Below are 16,449 nucleotides of genomic sequence, written 5' to 3'. Positions count from 1 at the left end.
ATGACACAATGGGTCTGTTTGATAAACTTAAGAAGCTAGTATCTGACGACAGTTCAGATGCAGGTGCGATTGAAATTATTGCCCCTCTTTCTGGTGAAATCGTCAATATCGAAGATGTGCCAGATGTTGTTTTCGCTGAGAAAATTGTTGGTGATGGTATTGCGATCAAACCATCAGGCAACAAAATGGTAGCTCCAGTTAACGGCACTATCGGTAAGATTTTCGAAACTAACCATGCGTTTTCAATCGAGTCTGATGACGGTGTTGAGTTATTCGTTCACTTTGGTATCGACACCGTTGAGCTAAAAGGCGAAGGTTTTACTCGTATCGCTCAAGAAGGCCAAGCGGTTAAAGCAGGCGATACTGTTATCGAATTCGACCTAGCGCTTCTTGAAGAGAAAGCAAAATCAACACTAACACCTGTTGTTATCTCTAACATGGACGAAATCAAAGAGCTGAACAAGCTTTCTGGCACCGTTGTTGTTGGTGAAACACCGGTTCTACGTGTAACTAAGTAATTCGTTAGACTTTTTATTACTTAAAAAAACGCTGCTGATTCGCAGCGTTTTTTTCTATAAAAACAGCTCAAATCGCACTACAAACCTAACGCGTATTTTAACAGTTTTTCCTTCACTGGGCCTGAATGTTCGGCCAACTTCAATACCGCGTTGCGTACCAACTTTGCTGGCAAAATCTCGTTGCTGAACGTTTTATAAAACAGATCCATTCCTGATTGCATCACTAAGTTATCCGGCCTTCTGCTTGTTTCATAACTCCGCAATTGCGCTTGTGTTAAAGCTTCTTGATTTTGTGTCACAGCTAATAACGCTTTTACATCTTTAAACCCTAAATTAACCCCTTGTCCAGCCAGAGGATTAATCGTGTGTGCTGAATCGCCAACCAAAACACATTGCCGTTTCGCATACGTCTGTGCATGGCGGCGAGTGAGTGGAAAAGCTCCCCACTGCAATACATGAATATCACCCAGCTCCTCAGGAAAAGAGGCCAATACTTGCTCCTTTAACTGCTGCTTGTTCATCGCACACAATTGGCGAATTCGTTTTGGTGAGTCATACCATACCAAAGAAGCTTGATTACCCGGCAAAGGAAGAAACGAGCGCGGGCCGGATGGAAAAAATTGCTGCCAAGTAATATCTTGCTGAGGTTGATGAGTTTCGACATTGATCAACATGCAATGGTGTCGATAATCCCACGCGGTAATACCAATTCCCGCCAGTTGCCGCACAAGAGAATTTGCACCATCCGCACCAATCACCCAAGTTGCAGTAAGAGTTGCGCCTGACTCTAAAAGCACGCTATTTTGTTGGCCAAACACAATGTGTTTGAGCTTATCAGGACAAAAAACCTGCAAATTCGGATAGTGCGCAAATTGCCCCCACAATCCGATCTGAATAAGACGATTTTCGACCATATACCCCAGCTGAGGGAGGCCGAGTGCATCGCTATGAAAACGAGTACGGCACTCTGGGTGCTCCCAGGTTTCTAGGCGGCGATAAGGGCAAACACGCATTTGTGCAATTTCATTCCATGCACCTAAGTCAGTAAGTAACTGAACCGAAGTTTGCGAAATGGCTGATACGCGCAGATCCATTGCTTGGTCTATTGTAAACGCTTCAGGCTCTATACCCTCAACCAGAGCAACCGTGCGACCTTGCTTAGCAAAGCCTATAGCCACTGCCGCCCCAACCATGCCACCGCCAATCACCACCACGTCAAAATTGTTCATTGTTTATACTTAATCGTCTGAGTTTTGAGTCGATTTTCATTGTACGTTTTCAGCTCTTTTTTGCGAATTTTTTTACACAAAAACCCTGCACTTTCTATGGTAAAAATCTAGATATGACGGAACATGTGAGAGATTTTATTGGATGACTAGTCAGTGACTTTTTAAAGCAGTACAATACGCGGCTTACCGCCGAGATGGCGGCTACAATTTGAGCATTAGTTCAACCAATTTAGACCAATAAGACGAGCGAAAGTGAGATGAGTAAGAAACTGCTAATTAAAACCTGGGGCTGCCAGATGAACGAATACGATTCATCAAAAATGGCCGACCTGCTTAACGCTGCAAACGGCTACGAGCTAACGGAAGAGCCAGAGGAAGCAGATGTATTATTACTTAACACCTGTTCGATCCGTGAAAAAGCACAAGAGAAAGTCTTTCATCAGCTAGGTCGCTGGAAAACATTGAAAGATAAAAAACCAGGCGTCGTGATTGGCGTTGGCGGCTGTGTTGCAACCCAAGAAGGTGATCACATTCGTGAACGCGCTCCCTTTGTTGATGTTATTTTTGGCCCGCAAACCCTACACCGCTTGCCAGAAATGATAAAACAATCGCAAACCAACGATGCGCCAGTCATGGACATTTCGTTCCCAGAGATTGAAAAATTCGACCGTTTACCAGAACCAAAAGCAGACGGCGCAACCGCATTCGTCTCTATTATGGAAGGGTGTTCAAAATACTGCACTTACTGCGTAGTACCTTACACTCGTGGTGAAGAAGTCAGTCGCCCGATGGATGATGTGTTGTATGAAATCGCGCAACTCGCGGCGCAAGGTGTGCGCGAAGTCAATCTTTTGGGGCAAAATGTTAACGCATACCGTGGCCCTATGCACGATGGTGAAATCTGTTCATTTGCCAATCTGCTGCGCTTAGTCGCCTCCATTGATGGCATTGATCGCATTCGATTCACCACCAGCCATCCACTTGAATTTACCGACGATATCATTGCCGTTTATGAAGACACACCTGAACTGGTGAGTTTCCTGCATCTTCCGGTACAAAGTGGGTCAGATCGAATCTTAACCATGATGAAGCGCCCACACACCGCGATTGAGTACAAATCGATTATTCGCAAACTGCGTAAGGCACGCCCAGAGATCCAAATCAGTTCTGATTTTATTGTCGGTTTCCCCGGTGAAACAGATAAAGACTTTCAAGATACAATGAAGCTGATTAAAGACGTTGATTTTGATATGAGCTTCAGCTTTATCTTCTCCCCTCGCCCGGGTACGCCAGCCGCTGATTACCCATGTGATTTATCAGAAGACGCCAAAAAAGAGCGTTTATATGAACTGCAACAAACGATCAACGCACAAGCGATGCGTTACTCACGTTTGATGTTAGGTACAGAACAACGCGTATTAGTCGAAGGCCCATCTAAGAAAAATCTCATGGAGCTTCGCGCCCGTACCGAAAATAACCGTGTCGTTAACTTTGAAGGCTCCGCCGATCTGATTGGCCAATTTGTCGATGTGAAAATTGTCGATGTGTTTGCCAACTCACTGCGTGGTGAACTCGTTCGCACTGAACAAGAGATGGATCTTCGCACCGTGATTTCACCAACGCAAATGATGGCGAAAACACGTCGAGAAAATGAGCTAGGGGTAGCCACTTTTACACCTTAGGTTTAAGCATAATGTCATACGGTGCCCGGTCGTAATCGGGCATCGTACCATGGCAAACTGAGAGGCAACATTGAGCAATAAAATTGTTACGCTAGAGATAGATCTAGAACCTTCAGACAACCGCCGTCTTGCTAGCCTGTGCGGTCCATTCGATGACAACATCAAACAATTAGAACGCCGTCTTGGTGTCGAAATTAATCACCGCAGCCAGTTTTTCACCATAGTCGGTAAACCACACACTGCCGCTGCTGCGTTAGATATTATCAAATCTTTGTACGTCAATACTTCGCCCATACGTGGTCAAATTCCCGATATCGAACCAGAGCAAATTCATCTAGCCATCAAAGATTCAGGGATCCTTGAGCAGCCGTCTGAATCAAGTATTCAACATGGCAAAGAAGTCTTCATTAAAACCAAGAAAGGGCTGATAAAGCCGCGTACGCCTAACCAAGCTCAGTATCTCGTTAACATGGTGACGCACGACATCAGCTTTGGTATCGGCCCAGCAGGGACAGGTAAAACCTACCTAGCCGTTGCCGCTGCAGTTGATGCGCTAGAGCGCCAAGAAGTTCGTCGAATTTTGTTAACACGTCCGGCGGTTGAAGCAGGTGAAAAATTGGGCTTTCTACCCGGTGATTTAAGCCAAAAAGTCGACCCATACCTACGACCGCTTTATGACGCGTTGTTTGAAATGCTTGGCTTTGAGCGAGTAGAAAAGCTCATTGAACGCAATGTGATTGAAGTTGCGCCACTCGCCTACATGCGCGGACGTACGCTCAACGATGCTTTTATTATTTTAGATGAAAGTCAAAACACTACCGTTGAACAAATGAAAATGTTCCTGACACGGATTGGGTTTAATTCAAGAGCCGTAATTACGGGTGATGTGACACAAATCGATTTGCCGCGTGGCGCTCGTTCAGGTCTTCGCCATGCCATTGAAGTACTCAATGAAGTTGATGAAATCAGCTTCAACTTCTTTTTGTCTGATGATGTCGTACGTCATCCAGTGGTTGCTCGTATCGTCAACGCTTACGAAAAATGGGAAGCTCAGGACCAAAAAGAGCGTAAAGCTCAAGAGCAACGTCGTCGTGAAGAGCGAGAAGTAAAGTCTGTGGATGTTTCTACTGAAGTGAATACAGTAACCGCAACAAAAAACGTTGGTGAATAATGAGTATCGAACTAGATTTACAATTAGCGGTCAGAAATGAGCAAGGGTTACCTACTTTTGATGAGTTCAGCCATTGGTTAACTCACGCGGTGACCCCATTTCAGGAACAAGCGGAAGTCACTGTGCGAATTGTTGATTCCGAAGAGAGTCAACAGCTCAATCGCGATTACCGAGGAAAAGATAAGCCGACCAACGTGCTATCCTTCCCTTTTGAGATGCCTCCGGGCATAGAGTTGGACCTGCTCGGTGACCTTGTCATTTGCCGCCAAGTGGTGGAACAAGAAGCCGATGAGCAACAAAAACCGTTGATGGCACACTGGGCTCATATGGTTGTACACGGCAGTCTACATCTGCTAGGTTATGATCATATCGATGATGATGAAGCCGAAGAGATGGAATCTCTTGAAACTGAAATTCTGCAAAAAATGGGCTTTGAAGACCCGTATATTGCTGAGAAGGAATAGCTCCAGACAATGAAGCTAGTACCGCTAAAGTCGGTACGATACGTGTGCTATCACACATCTGATAGCGAGGAAAATTAGAGAAACAATGAACGAAGATAACCCCCAGAATTCTGAAGGTCCGAGTAGAAAGTCCTTCTTTGAACGCCTAGGCCAATTATTTCAAGGTGATCCGAGAGATCGCCAAGAGCTTGTGGATGTGATCCGCGACTCTGAAATCAATGACCTTATCGACCATGACACACGAGATATGCTTGAAGGTGTAATGGAGATTTCTGAGATGCGCGTGCGTGATATTATGATCCCACGCTCACAAATGGTCACTATCGATAAAAATGATGACTTGGATACCTTAATTGCGCTGATCACCGATGCTCAGCACTCACGTTACCCAGTGATCAGTGAAGATAAAGACCATGTAGAAGGCATTCTACTAGCGAAGGACTTACTCAAATATTTAGGCTCAGACAGTGCACCTTTTAACATTTTAGAAGTGATCCGCCCGGCAGTCGTGGTACCAGAAAGTAAACGGGTTGATCGCTTATTGAAGGAGTTCCGAGAGGAGCGTTACCACATGGCGATCGTCGTGGATGAATTCGGTGGCGTGTCTGGCTTAGTGACCATTGAAGATATTTTGGAAGAGATCGTTGGCGACATTGAAGACGAGTTCGATGATGAAGAACAATTGGATATCCGTAAGCTCAGCAAACATACTTTTGCAGTTAAAGCGCTGACCACCATCGAAGAGTTTAACGAAACCTTTGGTACTAAGTTCAGCGATGAAGAAGTAGATACTGTAGGGGGATTGGTGATGACGGCCTTTGGCCACCTGCCAAGCCGTGGCGAAGTTGTAGAGATCGACAAATACAGCTTTAAAGTCACCGCAGCAGATAACCGCCGAGTGGTTCAACTGCAAGTCACTATTCCTGATCTTGAATCACTTCCAGTGATAGCAGAAGAGTAACATAACCCCATTCACATCAGCAGAATGAGATAGATGATTAAAGCATTTTTTCATCGCCTAATGCGGCCGCTTGCGGCCGCTTTTGTTGGCGCATTAACCCCACTCGCTTTTGCTCCTTATCAGTTTTGGCCGCTGGCCATACTCACCCCCCTGTTGCTATTGTTGCTCATTCATCAGCAACCAGCTAAAAAAGCAGCATGGATCGGTTACTGCTGGGGCTTAGGTTTTTTTGCTTTTGGCATCAGTTGGGTGCACGTCAGTATTGATACCTTTGGTGGTATGCCCAAAATTGCCAGCCTGTTCCTGATGTCATTACTGGTCGGTTATTTAGCCCTTTATACTGGGCTTTTCGCTGGCTTACTCAACCGTTTTTTCCGTCATGACACCATCAGCCATTTTTTATTAGCCACCCCTGCGCTTTGGCTAATTACCGATTGGCTTCGAGGTTGGGTGATGACCGGCTTTCCTTGGTTATGGCTTGGTTATAGTCAAATTGATAGCCCGCTTGCCAGTTTCGCACCACTGGGAGGCGTTGAGCTAGTCACCTTCTTCACGCTCCTCTGTTCTAGCGCTCTGGCCATGGCGTGGCTCAAGCGCTCTTGGATACTCGTGCTCATTCCTCTGACCATATTGGCGACGGGGTTTGGACTACGCAATTTCGATTGGGTCACTCCCGATCCCAGCACACAAACTCGCGTCGCACTGATTCAAGGTAATATTAAGCAAGCGGAAAAATGGCTTCCCAATCAGCGCTGGCCAACCATCATGACCTACACCGATCTCAGTCGAGAAAACTGGGACGCAGATATTATCGTATGGCCAGAGGCGGCGATTCCCGCATTTGAATTTGAGATCCCTTCTTATTTAAGTAACTTAGATTCTGCAGCCAAAATGAACGATAGCTCGATTGTCACAGGTGTGCTCAACCAAAGCCCTGAGCGATCTTTTTACAACAGCATTCTGGTACTTGGCACCAACCCTTATGGCGACTACCGTTATGACTCTGACGCTCGCTACCATAAGCATCATTTATTGCCATTTGGTGAGTTTGTGCCATTTGAAGATTGGCTCAGGCCCATCGCACCCTTTTTCAACTTGCCGATGTCTTCATTTAGCCGTGGGGACTATATTCAACCGAATCTGATTGCCAAGGGTAGACACCTAGCCGCGGCACTGTGCTATGAAATTATCTTCAATGAACAAGTCAGAGCGAATGTTACTGATGAAACTGATTTTATCTTAACCCTCTCTAACGATGCGTGGTTTGGGCATTCAAATGGCCCATTGCAACATATGGAGATCGCTCGGATGAGAGCTTTAGAGCTAGGTAAACCGCTCATTCGTTCAACCAATAATGGCGTGACCGCGGTGACTGATCACAAAGGTAAAATAACGCAGCAGATCCCGCAATTCGAAACGGCCGTATTGAAAGCGACCATCACGTCGACCAAAGGAGAGACGCCGTATCACGCTGTCGGCACTTGGCCGCTCTACATCTGGGTGTTGCTCAGTTTAATCGTCGGATGGACCAGACGTCACTCAGATTACTCTTAAACTCAAAAAGGCGCATTTCAGCGCCTTTTTTTCCTACCAGCAACACTTAAGGTTTTAATGGCTGACGAGCAAAAGCCGTTTGTCCACATTGAATACAAGGCATAACTTCAGTTGGATGATTATACTGGGTTTTATGCCCGCAATGGTCACACACTAACATCCCAAGGCCTATCATCTCCCCCGCTTGATATAAACCTTGTCGTTCTAAATCTTGAAACAACTCCACCCATTCCACTTTCGTTTTATCGGTGATTTCAAAAAGCCCCTGCCAAATTGAATTGGTAATCATCAATGAAAATGGGCTGCTTTTACTCTCTTCAAAACTATCCGCGAACTCTTTAAGATCCGCTTTTACATAGGCAGAAATAAGCGCCAATTCATCTTTGGTGAGATCGTTAGCAGCATCTACAAATTTACCTGACGTTTGCAAAACTTGGGACATTTCATCAGGACTATGTTTGAGCGTTTCAATCACGTCATCCACAATCTCTTCGTAACTCGTTTTACGTTTTGGCATCACCCACCTCCATCAAACCAGATTGGCTATTGTTGTGTACCCCTGCTTTAGGTATTCTATGTCGATCTATTAGACTCTGTTCTAACCGAACTCACAAATTCCAAGATAACCGGATATCATCGATGCAAGAGCAATATAACCCGCAAGATATTGAACAAAAAGTTCAACAGCACTGGGATGACAACAAGACCTTCGTTGTAAGTGAAGACCCAAATAAAGAAAAATTCTACTGTCTTTCTATGTTCCCATACCCAAGTGGCCGACTGCACATGGGTCACGTGCGTAACTATACTATCGGTGATGTAGTCTCTCGTTTTCAACGTCTGCAAGGCAAAAACGTCATGCAGCCCATTGGTTGGGACGCATTTGGCCTACCGGCTGAAAATGCGGCTGTAAAAAACAAAACGGCACCAGCGCCTTGGACCTACGAAAACATTCAGTACATGAAAAACCAGTTAAAACTGCTGGGTTTTGGCTACGATTGGAGCCGTGAATTCGCCACTTGCACGCCAGAATATTACCGCTGGGAACAAGAGTTCTTCACTAAGCTGTATCAAAAAGGCTTAGTCTACAAGAAAACCTCTTCCGTTAACTGGTGTCCAAACGACCAAACCGTTCTCGCTAACGAGCAAGTTGAAGATGGCTGCTGCTGGCGTTGTGATACACCAGTAGAACAAAAAGAGATCCCACAATGGTTTATTAAGATCACCGCCTACGCACAAGAACTGTTGGACGATTTAGAAAACTTAGATGGCTGGCCTGAAATGGTCAAAACCATGCAGCGTAACTGGATTGGTCGCTCAGAAGGCGTAGAGCTCAAGTTTGGTGTCAACGGTCATTCAGATCTCGACGTCTATACCACTCGCCCTGATACCTTGATGGGTGTCACTTATGTGGGCATTGCGGCTGGTCATCCATTAGCGACCATTGCAGCGCAAAATAACCCTGCTTTAGCTTCTTTTATTGACGAATGTAAGAACACCAAAGTTGCAGAAGCTGAGCTGGCGACCATGGAAAAGAAAGGCATGGATACAGGCTTAACGGCCATTCATCCTTTAAATGGTCGTGAAGTGCCTATTTATATCGCCAACTTTGTGCTGATGGATTACGGTACAGGCGCGGTGATGGCCGTACCTGCTCATGACCAACGTGATTTTGAGTTCGCCACCAAATATGGCCTAGACATCATTCCAGTCATCAAACCAGAAGATGGCTCTGAAGTCGATGTGTCTAGCGCTGCGTACACTGAAAAAGGAGTCCTGTTTGGTTCTGGCGAATTTGATGGTTTAGCCTTCCAAGCAGCATTTGATGCTATTGCAGCCAAGCTGGAGGCTGAAGGTAAAGGCAAGAAAACCGTTAATTTCCGTCTACGTGACTGGGGGGTTTCTCGCCAACGTTACTGGGGCGCGCCGATTCCTATGGTGACCACCAAAGATGGCCAAGTTCACCCTGTGCCAATTGATCAACTGCCCGTCATTCTACCAGAAGATGTTGTGATGGATGGTGTGACAAGCCCAATCAAAGCCGACAAAGAGTGGGCCAAAACCACCTTTAATGGCGATCCTGCACTGCGTGAAACCGATACCTTCGATACGTTTATGGAATCGTCTTGGTATTACGCTCGTTACTGTTCACCACAAGCGGACGATATTTTAGACCCAGCGAAGGCAAACTACTGGTTACCAGTAGACCAATACATTGGTGGTATTGAGCATGCTTGTATGCACCTGCTCTACTCACGCTTCTTCCATAAGCTATTGCGTGATGCAGGCTATGTCACTTCAGATGAACCTTTCAAGCAACTACTTTGCCAAGGCATGGTATTGGCCGATGCGTTCTACCACACGAACGAGAAAGGCACCAAAGAGTGGATAGCGCCAACTGACGTAAAAGTGGAACGCGACGGTAAAGGCCGCATCACTCAAGCCGTAGACAACCAAGGCCGCAACGTTGAGCACTCAGGCATGATCAAAATGTCTAAGTCGAAAAACAACGGTATCGACCCGCAAGAGATGGTTGATAAGTATGGCGCCGATACGGTTCGTCTATTCATGATGTTTGCCTCTCCGGCTGACATGACGCTTGAATGGCAAGAGTCTGGTGTAGAAGGTGCTAACCGCTTCCTAAAACGCGTCTGGAAACTGGTTGCAGAACATAGCGCTAAAGGTGTGGCTGAAGCGGTAGATAGCGCCTCTCTGACTGGTGAACAAAAAGCGCTGCGTCGTGATGTGCATAAAACCATCGCCAAAGTGACTGACGATATTGCACGCCGCCAGACGTTCAATACCGCCATTGCTGCGATTATGGAGTTGATGAATAAACTCACTAAAGCGCCACAAGAATCCGTGCAAGATCGGGCCATTCTCGACGAGGCTTTAAAAGCGGTTGTCAGCATGCTTTACCCAATCACTCCTCATATCAGCTTTGAACTGTGGAATGCACTGGGTGAGAGTGATGTAGATAATACCGTGTGGCCGACCTACGACGAATCGGCCCTAGTGGAAGATGAAAAACTGATCGTCCTACAAGTTAACGGAAAACTTCGTGGTAAGCTGACCGTAGCCGCTGATGCAAGTAAAGATCAGGTTGAAGCACTCGGTTTAGCGGACGAGAACGTCATGAAATTTACGGATGGCTTAACCGTGCGTAAAGTTATTTATGTACCAGGTAAGTTACTGAACATCGTGGCGAACTAATATCGTGGCCTAATGTCGTAATAACTGGTTTATCAGCAGGGTGGCTCGCTGCCCTGTTGATTTATCTTAGCGTTCTTACCCACAGAGCGATAGAGCGCTAAGATAAGTCACCTAAATATATGAGAACTTAACCCCAATGCGCCAAATTTCGTCTTACTCTCTGAAATTATCGTTAATTGTTATTATGAGCAGCCTACTCTCAGCTTGTGGCTTTCATCTGCGTGGCGATTACTCCGTTCCTGAAGAGCTCAATCGAGTCTCTGTCACCAGCTATGACCAATACAGCACCTTTACTCGTATGGTAAAAAATCAATTACGAATGAGTGACATTGAAATTGTTCCCCCTGCCGAAACGGTGCCGAACATCCATCTGACAGGTGAGAGTGTTGGTGAGCGGACCCTTTCGCTTTATCAAAATACTCGTGCAGCAGAAAAAGAACTCACTTTTAATGCATCGTATCGCGTCACTCTACCTGAAGTAGGGATAAAAACGTTCTCAACCAGTGTCACTCGTAGCTATCTTGATAACCCATTAACCGCTCTCGCTAAATCGGTAGAGCGAGACATGATTGAAGATGAAATGCGCAAACTGGCTGCGACTCAAATTTTACGCCAAATGGCACGTTTAAAAGCCGATATTGCAACCAATGAACATCAACTTGAACAACAAGAAAATCAACAGCAAGCAGACCAACAACACTATGAGATCAACACCGTTGAAGGCGAAACGTCACAATTCACGGCTCCTGCGGCAAACTAAAGGCGAATAATGAGAATATTTGCTGACAAACTCACCGAACACCTAAAAAAGCCTTTGATGGGGCTTTACTTACTGTTCGGTAATGAGCCGTTATTGTTGCAAGAATCACGCGTAGCGATAGAAAAAAAAGCACTAGAGCAAGGGTTTGAAGAACGCCACCGTTTTAGTGCCGATGCCCATTTAAACTGGGATCAAGTCTATGACTGCTGCCAGGCTTTAAGTTTATTTTCCAGCAAAAAAATCATTGAAATTGAATTACCTGAAACGGGTGCAAATGCAGCCGCTGCAAAAGAACTACTCGCGCTAGGCCAATCACTTCATCCTGACGTGCTGCTTGTGGTTATCGGCGAGAAATTAACCAAAGCGCAAGAGAGCGCTAAATGGTTTAAAACACTCTCAAGCCTAGGATGTTGGGTGAGTTGCTTAACCCCGGATATCAACAAACTGCCACAATTTGTCATGATTCGCTGCCGCACATTGGGACTAAAACCAGATCAAGAAGCAGTGCAGATGCTAGCGCAATGGCATGAAGGCAATCTATTCGCACTATCTCAAAGCTTAGAAAAACTCGCACTACTCTATCCAGATGGCTTACTGACGCTGATCCGCTTAGAAGAATCATTAAGCCGACATAACCACTTCACCGTCTTTCACTGGGTCGATGCGCTGCTCGAAGGGCAAGCGAATCGGTCACAACGTATTTTACGCCAGCTCATTACCGAAGGCACTGAGCCTGTGATTCTGATACGCAGCCTACAAAAAGAGCTGCTGCTGCTGCTGCAAATGCATCAAGATGTAACCCAGATGCCGATTGGCTCAACCTTTGATAAATACCGAATTTGGCAATCCAAGCGACCTTGGTACGCGGCAAGCTTAAAAAGACTATCGAGAGATAGACTCAAACAGCTGATTGCATTACTCACCCAAGCCGAAAGAGTAACTAAAACTCAGTATGAAACCTCTCCTTGGCCAATATTGCAGCAAATCAGTGTCGAATTTTGCTTGCCACAGTCCGTTGTATCAAAGTTGGCTTGAAGGCGTGTTATACTCCGCGCCATTTTGTCAGTAACCAGACCAATTTTTAAAGGAGATGACGCTTGCTACACCATGAATTAAAAGATTTTCTTGCCGATAAAGCCGACGATATGAAAGCCATTGATATCAAAACCTTAGATGTTAAGGGAAAATCTAATATCACTGATTACATGATCATCTGCACAGGCACATCAAAACGACATGTAGCCTCGATTGCCGAACATGTCGCAACTGAAGTCAAAAAAGTGGGCATGGAACCACTGGGTATGGATGGCGAAAGTGAAGGTGAATGGGTCGTGCTAGACATGGGCAGCAGCATGTTGCATGTTATGCAAGAAGAGCACCGTGATCTGTACCAGCTTGAAAAACTTTGGAGTTAAGTTTTGAAAATTCAGTTGATTGCCGTTGGTACCAAAATGCCGAAATGGGTAGAAGAAGGCTTTCAAGAGTACCGCCGACGTTTTCCACACGATATGCCACTTGAATTAGTGGAGATACAAGCGGGCAAACGTGGCAAAAATGCGGATATTGCAAGAATTTTGCAAAAAGAAGGTGAAGCCATGCTCGCGGCCGTGCCAAAAGGCAACAGAATTGTTACTCTCGATATTCCAGGCAAGCGTTGGGATACCGAACAACTGGCGGAACAACTTGAAAGTTGGAAGCTTGATGCCCGTGATGTATCGATTTTAATTGGTGGCCCTGAAGGGCTTTCTCCGGCATGTAAAGCCGCCGCAGAGCAGAGCTGGTCTCTTTCGCCGTTAACACTACCTCACCCTTTGGTTCGAGTGGTCATGGCAGAAAGTTTGTACCGCGCTTGGAGTATTACGGCGAATCACCCTTATCACCGAGAATAACTATTCATGTTACGTAAGCGTAGCCAAATTCGTGACTACCAATCAGAAGCTCGGCTGTTTCGCAACCGAGCAATTGTCTCTTTTATTGCGATCATAATGCTGGTGGGTGTCCTGCTTACCAATTTGTACCATATTCAAATTAACCAATATCAAGATTACAAAACGCGATCCAACGATAATCGAATCAAAATCGTCCCGATTGCGCCTAATCGAGGGTTAATTTATGACCGCAATGGTGTGCTACTCGCGGAAAACCGCCCAGTATTCAACTTAGAGATCACGCCTGAGCAAGTGCGCGATATGGATGATACGATCACGCGCTTACAGCAATACCTAACCATCTCACCAGAAAAAATTGCTGCCTTTGAAAAAGAGCGTCGTCAGACACGCCGATTTAATTCAGTGCCGCTTTTGACACAGTTAACACCACAAGAAGTGGCTATTTTTTCGGTCAATCAGCACAAATTTCCCGGTGTATCAGTAAGCGCAAGCCTAAAACGCTACTACCCCTATGGCGAAGTTCTCACTCATGTCATCGGTTATGTATCCAGGATCAATGACCGAGATATGGAACGTCTAGAACGCGAAGAGCGCTCAGCCAATTACCAAGCCACTCGTGATATTGGAAAACTGGGGATTGAACGCTTTTATGAGGATGTGCTGCACGGGACGGCAGGCTACCAAGAAGTTGAGGTCAATAGCCGAGGACGCATCATTCGCACCTTAAAATACGTCCCTCCCGTGGCAGGAAAAGACATTGTCTTAAGCTTAGATATTGACCTGCAGCTTTATGTGCACAAGTTGTTAGATGGCCGTCGAGGTTCAATTGTAGTGCTCGATCCAAAAGATAACGGTGTCCTTACCATGGCATCAAGTCCAAGCTACGATCCAAACCCATTCGTACATGGTATTTCTAGCGCCGCCTACAACGAACTTCTCAATGACCCAGACCGCCCGTTAGTCAATCGAGCGACACTTGGTATTTACCCTCCCGGCTCAACGATTAAACCTTTTATTGCCGTCGCTGCACTTCAAGAGGGGGTTATAACCCCAACAACAACACGTAATGATCCTGGTTATTGGGTGATACCAAACTCCAAAACGCGCCCCTTCCGAGACTGGTTGCGCTGGGGGCATGGTCGAGTGGACATTAATAAGGCGCTCGAAGAGTCTGTCGATACTTTCTTCTATCAGATAGCCTACGACTTAGGAATTGATCGCCTCTCTAGCTGGATGATGAAATTTGGCTTTGGTGACTATACGGGCTTGGATATTTACGAGGAAGGTAAAGCGAACATGCCAACGCGTGAGTGGAAAATGGCAAGACACCGAACGCCTTGGTATCAAGGTGATACGATTCCGGTCGGCATTGGCCAAGGGTATTGGACATCAACACCGATGCAGATAGCCAAAGCCACTTCTGTACTGGTTAATCATGGTACAGTCATTGCGCCACATTTATTGCGTTCGACGCTCAAAAATGGTGAAGAGTTCAGCAGACAAGAGCTTTCAGAACTAGAAACATCGCCACCGATCGAAGGGGTGCCAAAACGCTATTGGGATATTGCAATCAATGGTATGCGCCTCGTAAATCACGGTAGTAAAGGAACCGCACGACGCTCATTTACCAATATGAAATATGTCAGCGCTGGAAAATCTGGGACTGCACAAGTATTTGGTTTGGCAGAAAACCAAGTATATAACGCTGAAGAGTTAGCCGAGCACCTTCGTGACCATGCCCTATTCACTGGTTTTGCTCCCGTAGACAATCCAAAGCTCATTGTCACTCTGGTACTCGAAAACGCCGGCGGAGGCTCAGGCAATGGCGGCCCCGTTGTGAGGAAAATATTTGACCGCGCTATTTTAGGTAAAGAGGCTGAACAATAATGGAACTGGATCCTTCAACAGGACAAAATCGAGCGCTTTTTGAGCGCTTGCACATCGACTTGCCATTACTGCTGGGTATTTTGTTATTGATGGGATTTGGGCTGATCGTGATGTACAGCGCTAGCGGTCAAAGCCTAAACATGATGGATCGTCAAGCTATGCGAATGGCACTGGCTTTAGGTGTGATGATCTTTCTTGCACAAATTTCCCCAAGAACTTATGAGTCTCTTGCGCCATTTATGTTTTTCTGTGGCGTACTACTACTGCTCGGTGTGCTGTTTTTTGGCGAATCATCCAAGGGAGCTCAGCGCTGGTTAAATCTAGGCTTTGTTCGTTTTCAGCCCTCAGAATTGCTCAAACTCGCAGTGCCTCTCATGGTCGCTCGCTACATAGGCAAACGTTCTCTTCCACCAACCATCCAGACCTTAGTTGTTTCGTTATTGATGGTGTTCATTCCTACCGTGTTAATTGCGAAGCAGCCCGATCTTGGCACTTCAATATTGATTGCAGCCTCCGGCATTTTTGTCATTTTCTTATCTGGCATAAGCTGGCGAATCATTTTTTCTGCTGCCGTTGCTTTAGGTGCGTTTATACCCGTACTTTGGTTCTTTTTGATGCGTGAATATCAAAAAACCCGCGTCAGAACACTTTTCAATCCAGAATCCGATCCACTCGGTGCAGGTTATCATATCATTCAAAGTAAAATAGCTATTGGCTCAGGAGGCTTGTCAGGAAAAGGCTGGCTACACGGGACACAATCACAACTTGAGTTCTTACCAGAGCGCCATACTGACTTCATTTTTGCCGTCATTGCAGAAGAATGGGGCATGATTGGCATTTTGTGCTTACTCGCTATTTATCTCTTTATCATCGGACGCGGACTCTACCTCGCGAGCAACGCACAAACGGCTTTTGGGCGAATGATGGCAGGAAGTATTGTGCTCAGTTTTTTTGTTTACGTTTTCGTCAACATTGGTATGGTCAGTGGTATTTTACCTGTGGTTGGTGTTCCCTTGGCTCTCATCAGCTATGGTGGCACATCCATGGTCACTCTCATGGCTGGCTTTGGTATACTGATGTCTATCCACACTCACCGAAAAGCATTTTCTAAGGCAACCTAA

The 16,449-nt window shown here is 45.9% G+C and carries 15 protein-coding genes; 13 read left to right on the top strand and 2 right to left on the bottom strand.

Going from position 1 to position 16,449, the window contains the following annotated elements; all coding sequences use genetic code 11:
• Positions 1 to 8: 8 nt before the first annotated feature.
• Entirely contained in the window at positions 9 to 518 is a 510-nt protein-coding gene (gene crr / locus CCZ37_RS04085; RefSeq protein ID WP_010317358.1) for a PTS glucose transporter subunit IIA, read from the top strand.
• A gap of 77 nt (positions 519 to 595) precedes the next feature.
• Here crr and CCZ37_RS04080 read toward each other — a convergent pair whose 3' ends face one another.
• Positions 596 to 1,747, bottom strand: a complete 1,152-nt coding sequence (locus CCZ37_RS04080; protein ID WP_094499814.1) for a 2-octaprenyl-3-methyl-6-methoxy-1,4-benzoquinol hydroxylase — start codon at positions 1,745 to 1,747, stop codon at positions 596 to 598.
• Positions 1,748 to 2,004: 257 nt separating this feature from the next.
• Here CCZ37_RS04080 and miaB point away from each other — a divergent pair, with 257 nt between their 5' ends.
• The 5 genes from miaB (at position 2,005) to lnt (ending at position 7,579) form a co-directional block, all read left to right on the top strand.
• Positions 2,005 to 3,429, top strand: a complete 1,425-nt coding sequence (gene miaB / locus CCZ37_RS04075; RefSeq protein WP_013857327.1) for a tRNA (N6-isopentenyl adenosine(37)-C2)-methylthiotransferase MiaB — start codon at positions 2,005 to 2,007, stop codon at positions 3,427 to 3,429.
• Positions 3,430 to 3,499: 70 nt separating this feature from the next.
• Complete coding sequence (locus CCZ37_RS04070; protein WP_017045820.1) at positions 3,500 to 4,600, top strand: PhoH family protein; 1,101 nt, start codon at positions 3,500 to 3,502, stop codon at positions 4,598 to 4,600.
• Complete coding sequence (gene ybeY / locus CCZ37_RS04065; RefSeq protein WP_010317354.1) at positions 4,600 to 5,064, top strand: rRNA maturation RNase YbeY; 465 nt, start codon at positions 4,600 to 4,602, stop codon at positions 5,062 to 5,064. The genes CCZ37_RS04070 and ybeY overlap by 1 nt, the downstream gene beginning before the upstream one ends.
• A gap of 85 nt (positions 5,065 to 5,149) precedes the next feature.
• The gene (corC, locus tag CCZ37_RS04060) at positions 5,150 to 6,025 is read left to right on the top strand and encodes a CNNM family magnesium/cobalt transport protein CorC (protein ID WP_010317353.1); all 876 of its coding nucleotides are present in this window, start codon (positions 5,150 to 5,152) and stop codon (positions 6,023 to 6,025) included.
• Between the two features lie 33 nt (positions 6,026 to 6,058).
• Entirely contained in the window at positions 6,059 to 7,579 is a 1,521-nt protein-coding gene (gene lnt / locus CCZ37_RS04055; RefSeq protein ID WP_094499813.1) for an apolipoprotein N-acyltransferase, read from the top strand.
• Between the two features lie 46 nt (positions 7,580 to 7,625).
• Here lnt and CCZ37_RS04050 read toward each other — a convergent pair whose 3' ends face one another.
• Positions 7,626 to 8,096, bottom strand: coding sequence for a zinc ribbon-containing protein (locus CCZ37_RS04050; RefSeq protein ID WP_010317351.1), 471 nt, complete (start codon positions 8,094 to 8,096; stop codon positions 7,626 to 7,628).
• 122 nt (positions 8,097 to 8,218) lie between these two features.
• Between CCZ37_RS04050 and leuS the strand changes: the two genes are divergently transcribed.
• The 7 genes from leuS to rodA all read left to right on the top strand — a co-directional run bounded on the left by leuS (position 8,219) and on the right by rodA (position 16,449).
• Positions 8,219 to 10,792, top strand: coding sequence for a leucine--tRNA ligase (leuS, locus tag CCZ37_RS04045; protein WP_094499812.1), 2,574 nt, complete (start codon positions 8,219 to 8,221; stop codon positions 10,790 to 10,792).
• Between the two features lie 136 nt (positions 10,793 to 10,928).
• Complete coding sequence (locus CCZ37_RS04040; protein ID WP_010317347.1) at positions 10,929 to 11,552, top strand: LPS-assembly lipoprotein LptE; 624 nt, start codon at positions 10,929 to 10,931, stop codon at positions 11,550 to 11,552.
• Positions 11,553 to 11,561: 9 nt separating this feature from the next.
• A complete protein-coding gene (holA, locus tag CCZ37_RS04035; RefSeq protein WP_010317344.1) occupies positions 11,562 to 12,587 on the top strand; it encodes a DNA polymerase III subunit delta in 1,026 nt (341 codons plus the stop codon).
• A 62-nt stretch (positions 12,588 to 12,649) separates the two neighbouring features.
• Complete coding sequence (rsfS, locus tag CCZ37_RS04030; protein WP_094499811.1) at positions 12,650 to 12,967, top strand: ribosome silencing factor; 318 nt, start codon at positions 12,650 to 12,652, stop codon at positions 12,965 to 12,967.
• A gap of 3 nt (positions 12,968 to 12,970) precedes the next feature.
• Positions 12,971 to 13,441 (top strand): 23S rRNA (pseudouridine(1915)-N(3))-methyltransferase RlmH, encoded by a 471-nt coding sequence (gene rlmH, locus CCZ37_RS04025; protein WP_010317339.1) that lies wholly within the window; start codon positions 12,971 to 12,973, stop codon positions 13,439 to 13,441.
• 6 nt (positions 13,442 to 13,447) lie between these two features.
• Positions 13,448 to 15,328 carry a penicillin-binding protein 2 gene (gene mrdA / locus CCZ37_RS04020; RefSeq protein WP_094499810.1) on the top strand — a complete coding sequence of 627 codons (1,881 nt, stop codon included), beginning with the start codon at positions 13,448 to 13,450 and terminating at the stop codon, positions 15,326 to 15,328.
• On the top strand, positions 15,328 to 16,449 hold the full coding sequence (rodA, locus tag CCZ37_RS04015; protein ID WP_017043436.1) for a rod shape-determining protein RodA: 1,122 nt from the start codon (positions 15,328 to 15,330) through the stop codon (positions 16,447 to 16,449). The genes mrdA and rodA overlap by 1 nt, the downstream gene beginning before the upstream one ends.

Source organism: Vibrio qinghaiensis (genome assembly GCF_002257545.1).
Classification (GTDB): Bacteria; Pseudomonadota; Gammaproteobacteria; order Enterobacterales; family Vibrionaceae; genus Vibrio; species Vibrio ordalii.
The sequence above is the reverse complement of the archived record's forward strand: the minus strand, read 5'-3'. Positions and strand labels throughout refer to the sequence as shown.

Bases quoted from the DNA above. Each gene is read 5' to 3' on its own strand.
- crr (WP_010317358.1), top strand. From the start codon at position 9: ATGGGTCTGTTTGATAAACTTAAGAAGCTAGTATCTGACGACAGTTCA.
- CCZ37_RS04080 (WP_094499814.1), bottom strand. From the start codon at position 1,747: ATGAACAATTTTGACGTGGTGGTGATTGGCGGTGGCATGGTTGGGGCG.
- miaB (WP_013857327.1), top strand. From the start codon at position 2,005: ATGAGTAAGAAACTGCTAATTAAAACCTGGGGCTGCCAGATGAACGAA.
- ybeY (WP_010317354.1), top strand. From the start codon at position 4,600: ATGAGTATCGAACTAGATTTACAATTAGCGGTCAGAAATGAGCAAGGG.
- corC (WP_010317353.1), top strand. From the start codon at position 5,150: ATGAACGAAGATAACCCCCAGAATTCTGAAGGTCCGAGTAGAAAGTCC.
- lnt (WP_094499813.1), top strand. From the start codon at position 6,059: ATGATTAAAGCATTTTTTCATCGCCTAATGCGGCCGCTTGCGGCCGCT.
- CCZ37_RS04050 (WP_010317351.1), bottom strand. From the start codon at position 8,096: ATGCCAAAACGTAAAACGAGTTACGAAGAGATTGTGGATGACGTGATT.
- leuS (WP_094499812.1), top strand. From the start codon at position 8,219: ATGCAAGAGCAATATAACCCGCAAGATATTGAACAAAAAGTTCAACAG.
- CCZ37_RS04040 (WP_010317347.1), top strand. From the start codon at position 10,929: ATGCGCCAAATTTCGTCTTACTCTCTGAAATTATCGTTAATTGTTATT.
- holA (WP_010317344.1), top strand. From the start codon at position 11,562: ATGAGAATATTTGCTGACAAACTCACCGAACACCTAAAAAAGCCTTTG.
- mrdA (WP_094499810.1), top strand. From the start codon at position 13,448: ATGTTACGTAAGCGTAGCCAAATTCGTGACTACCAATCAGAAGCTCGG.
- rodA (WP_017043436.1), top strand. From the start codon at position 15,328: ATGGAACTGGATCCTTCAACAGGACAAAATCGAGCGCTTTTTGAGCGC.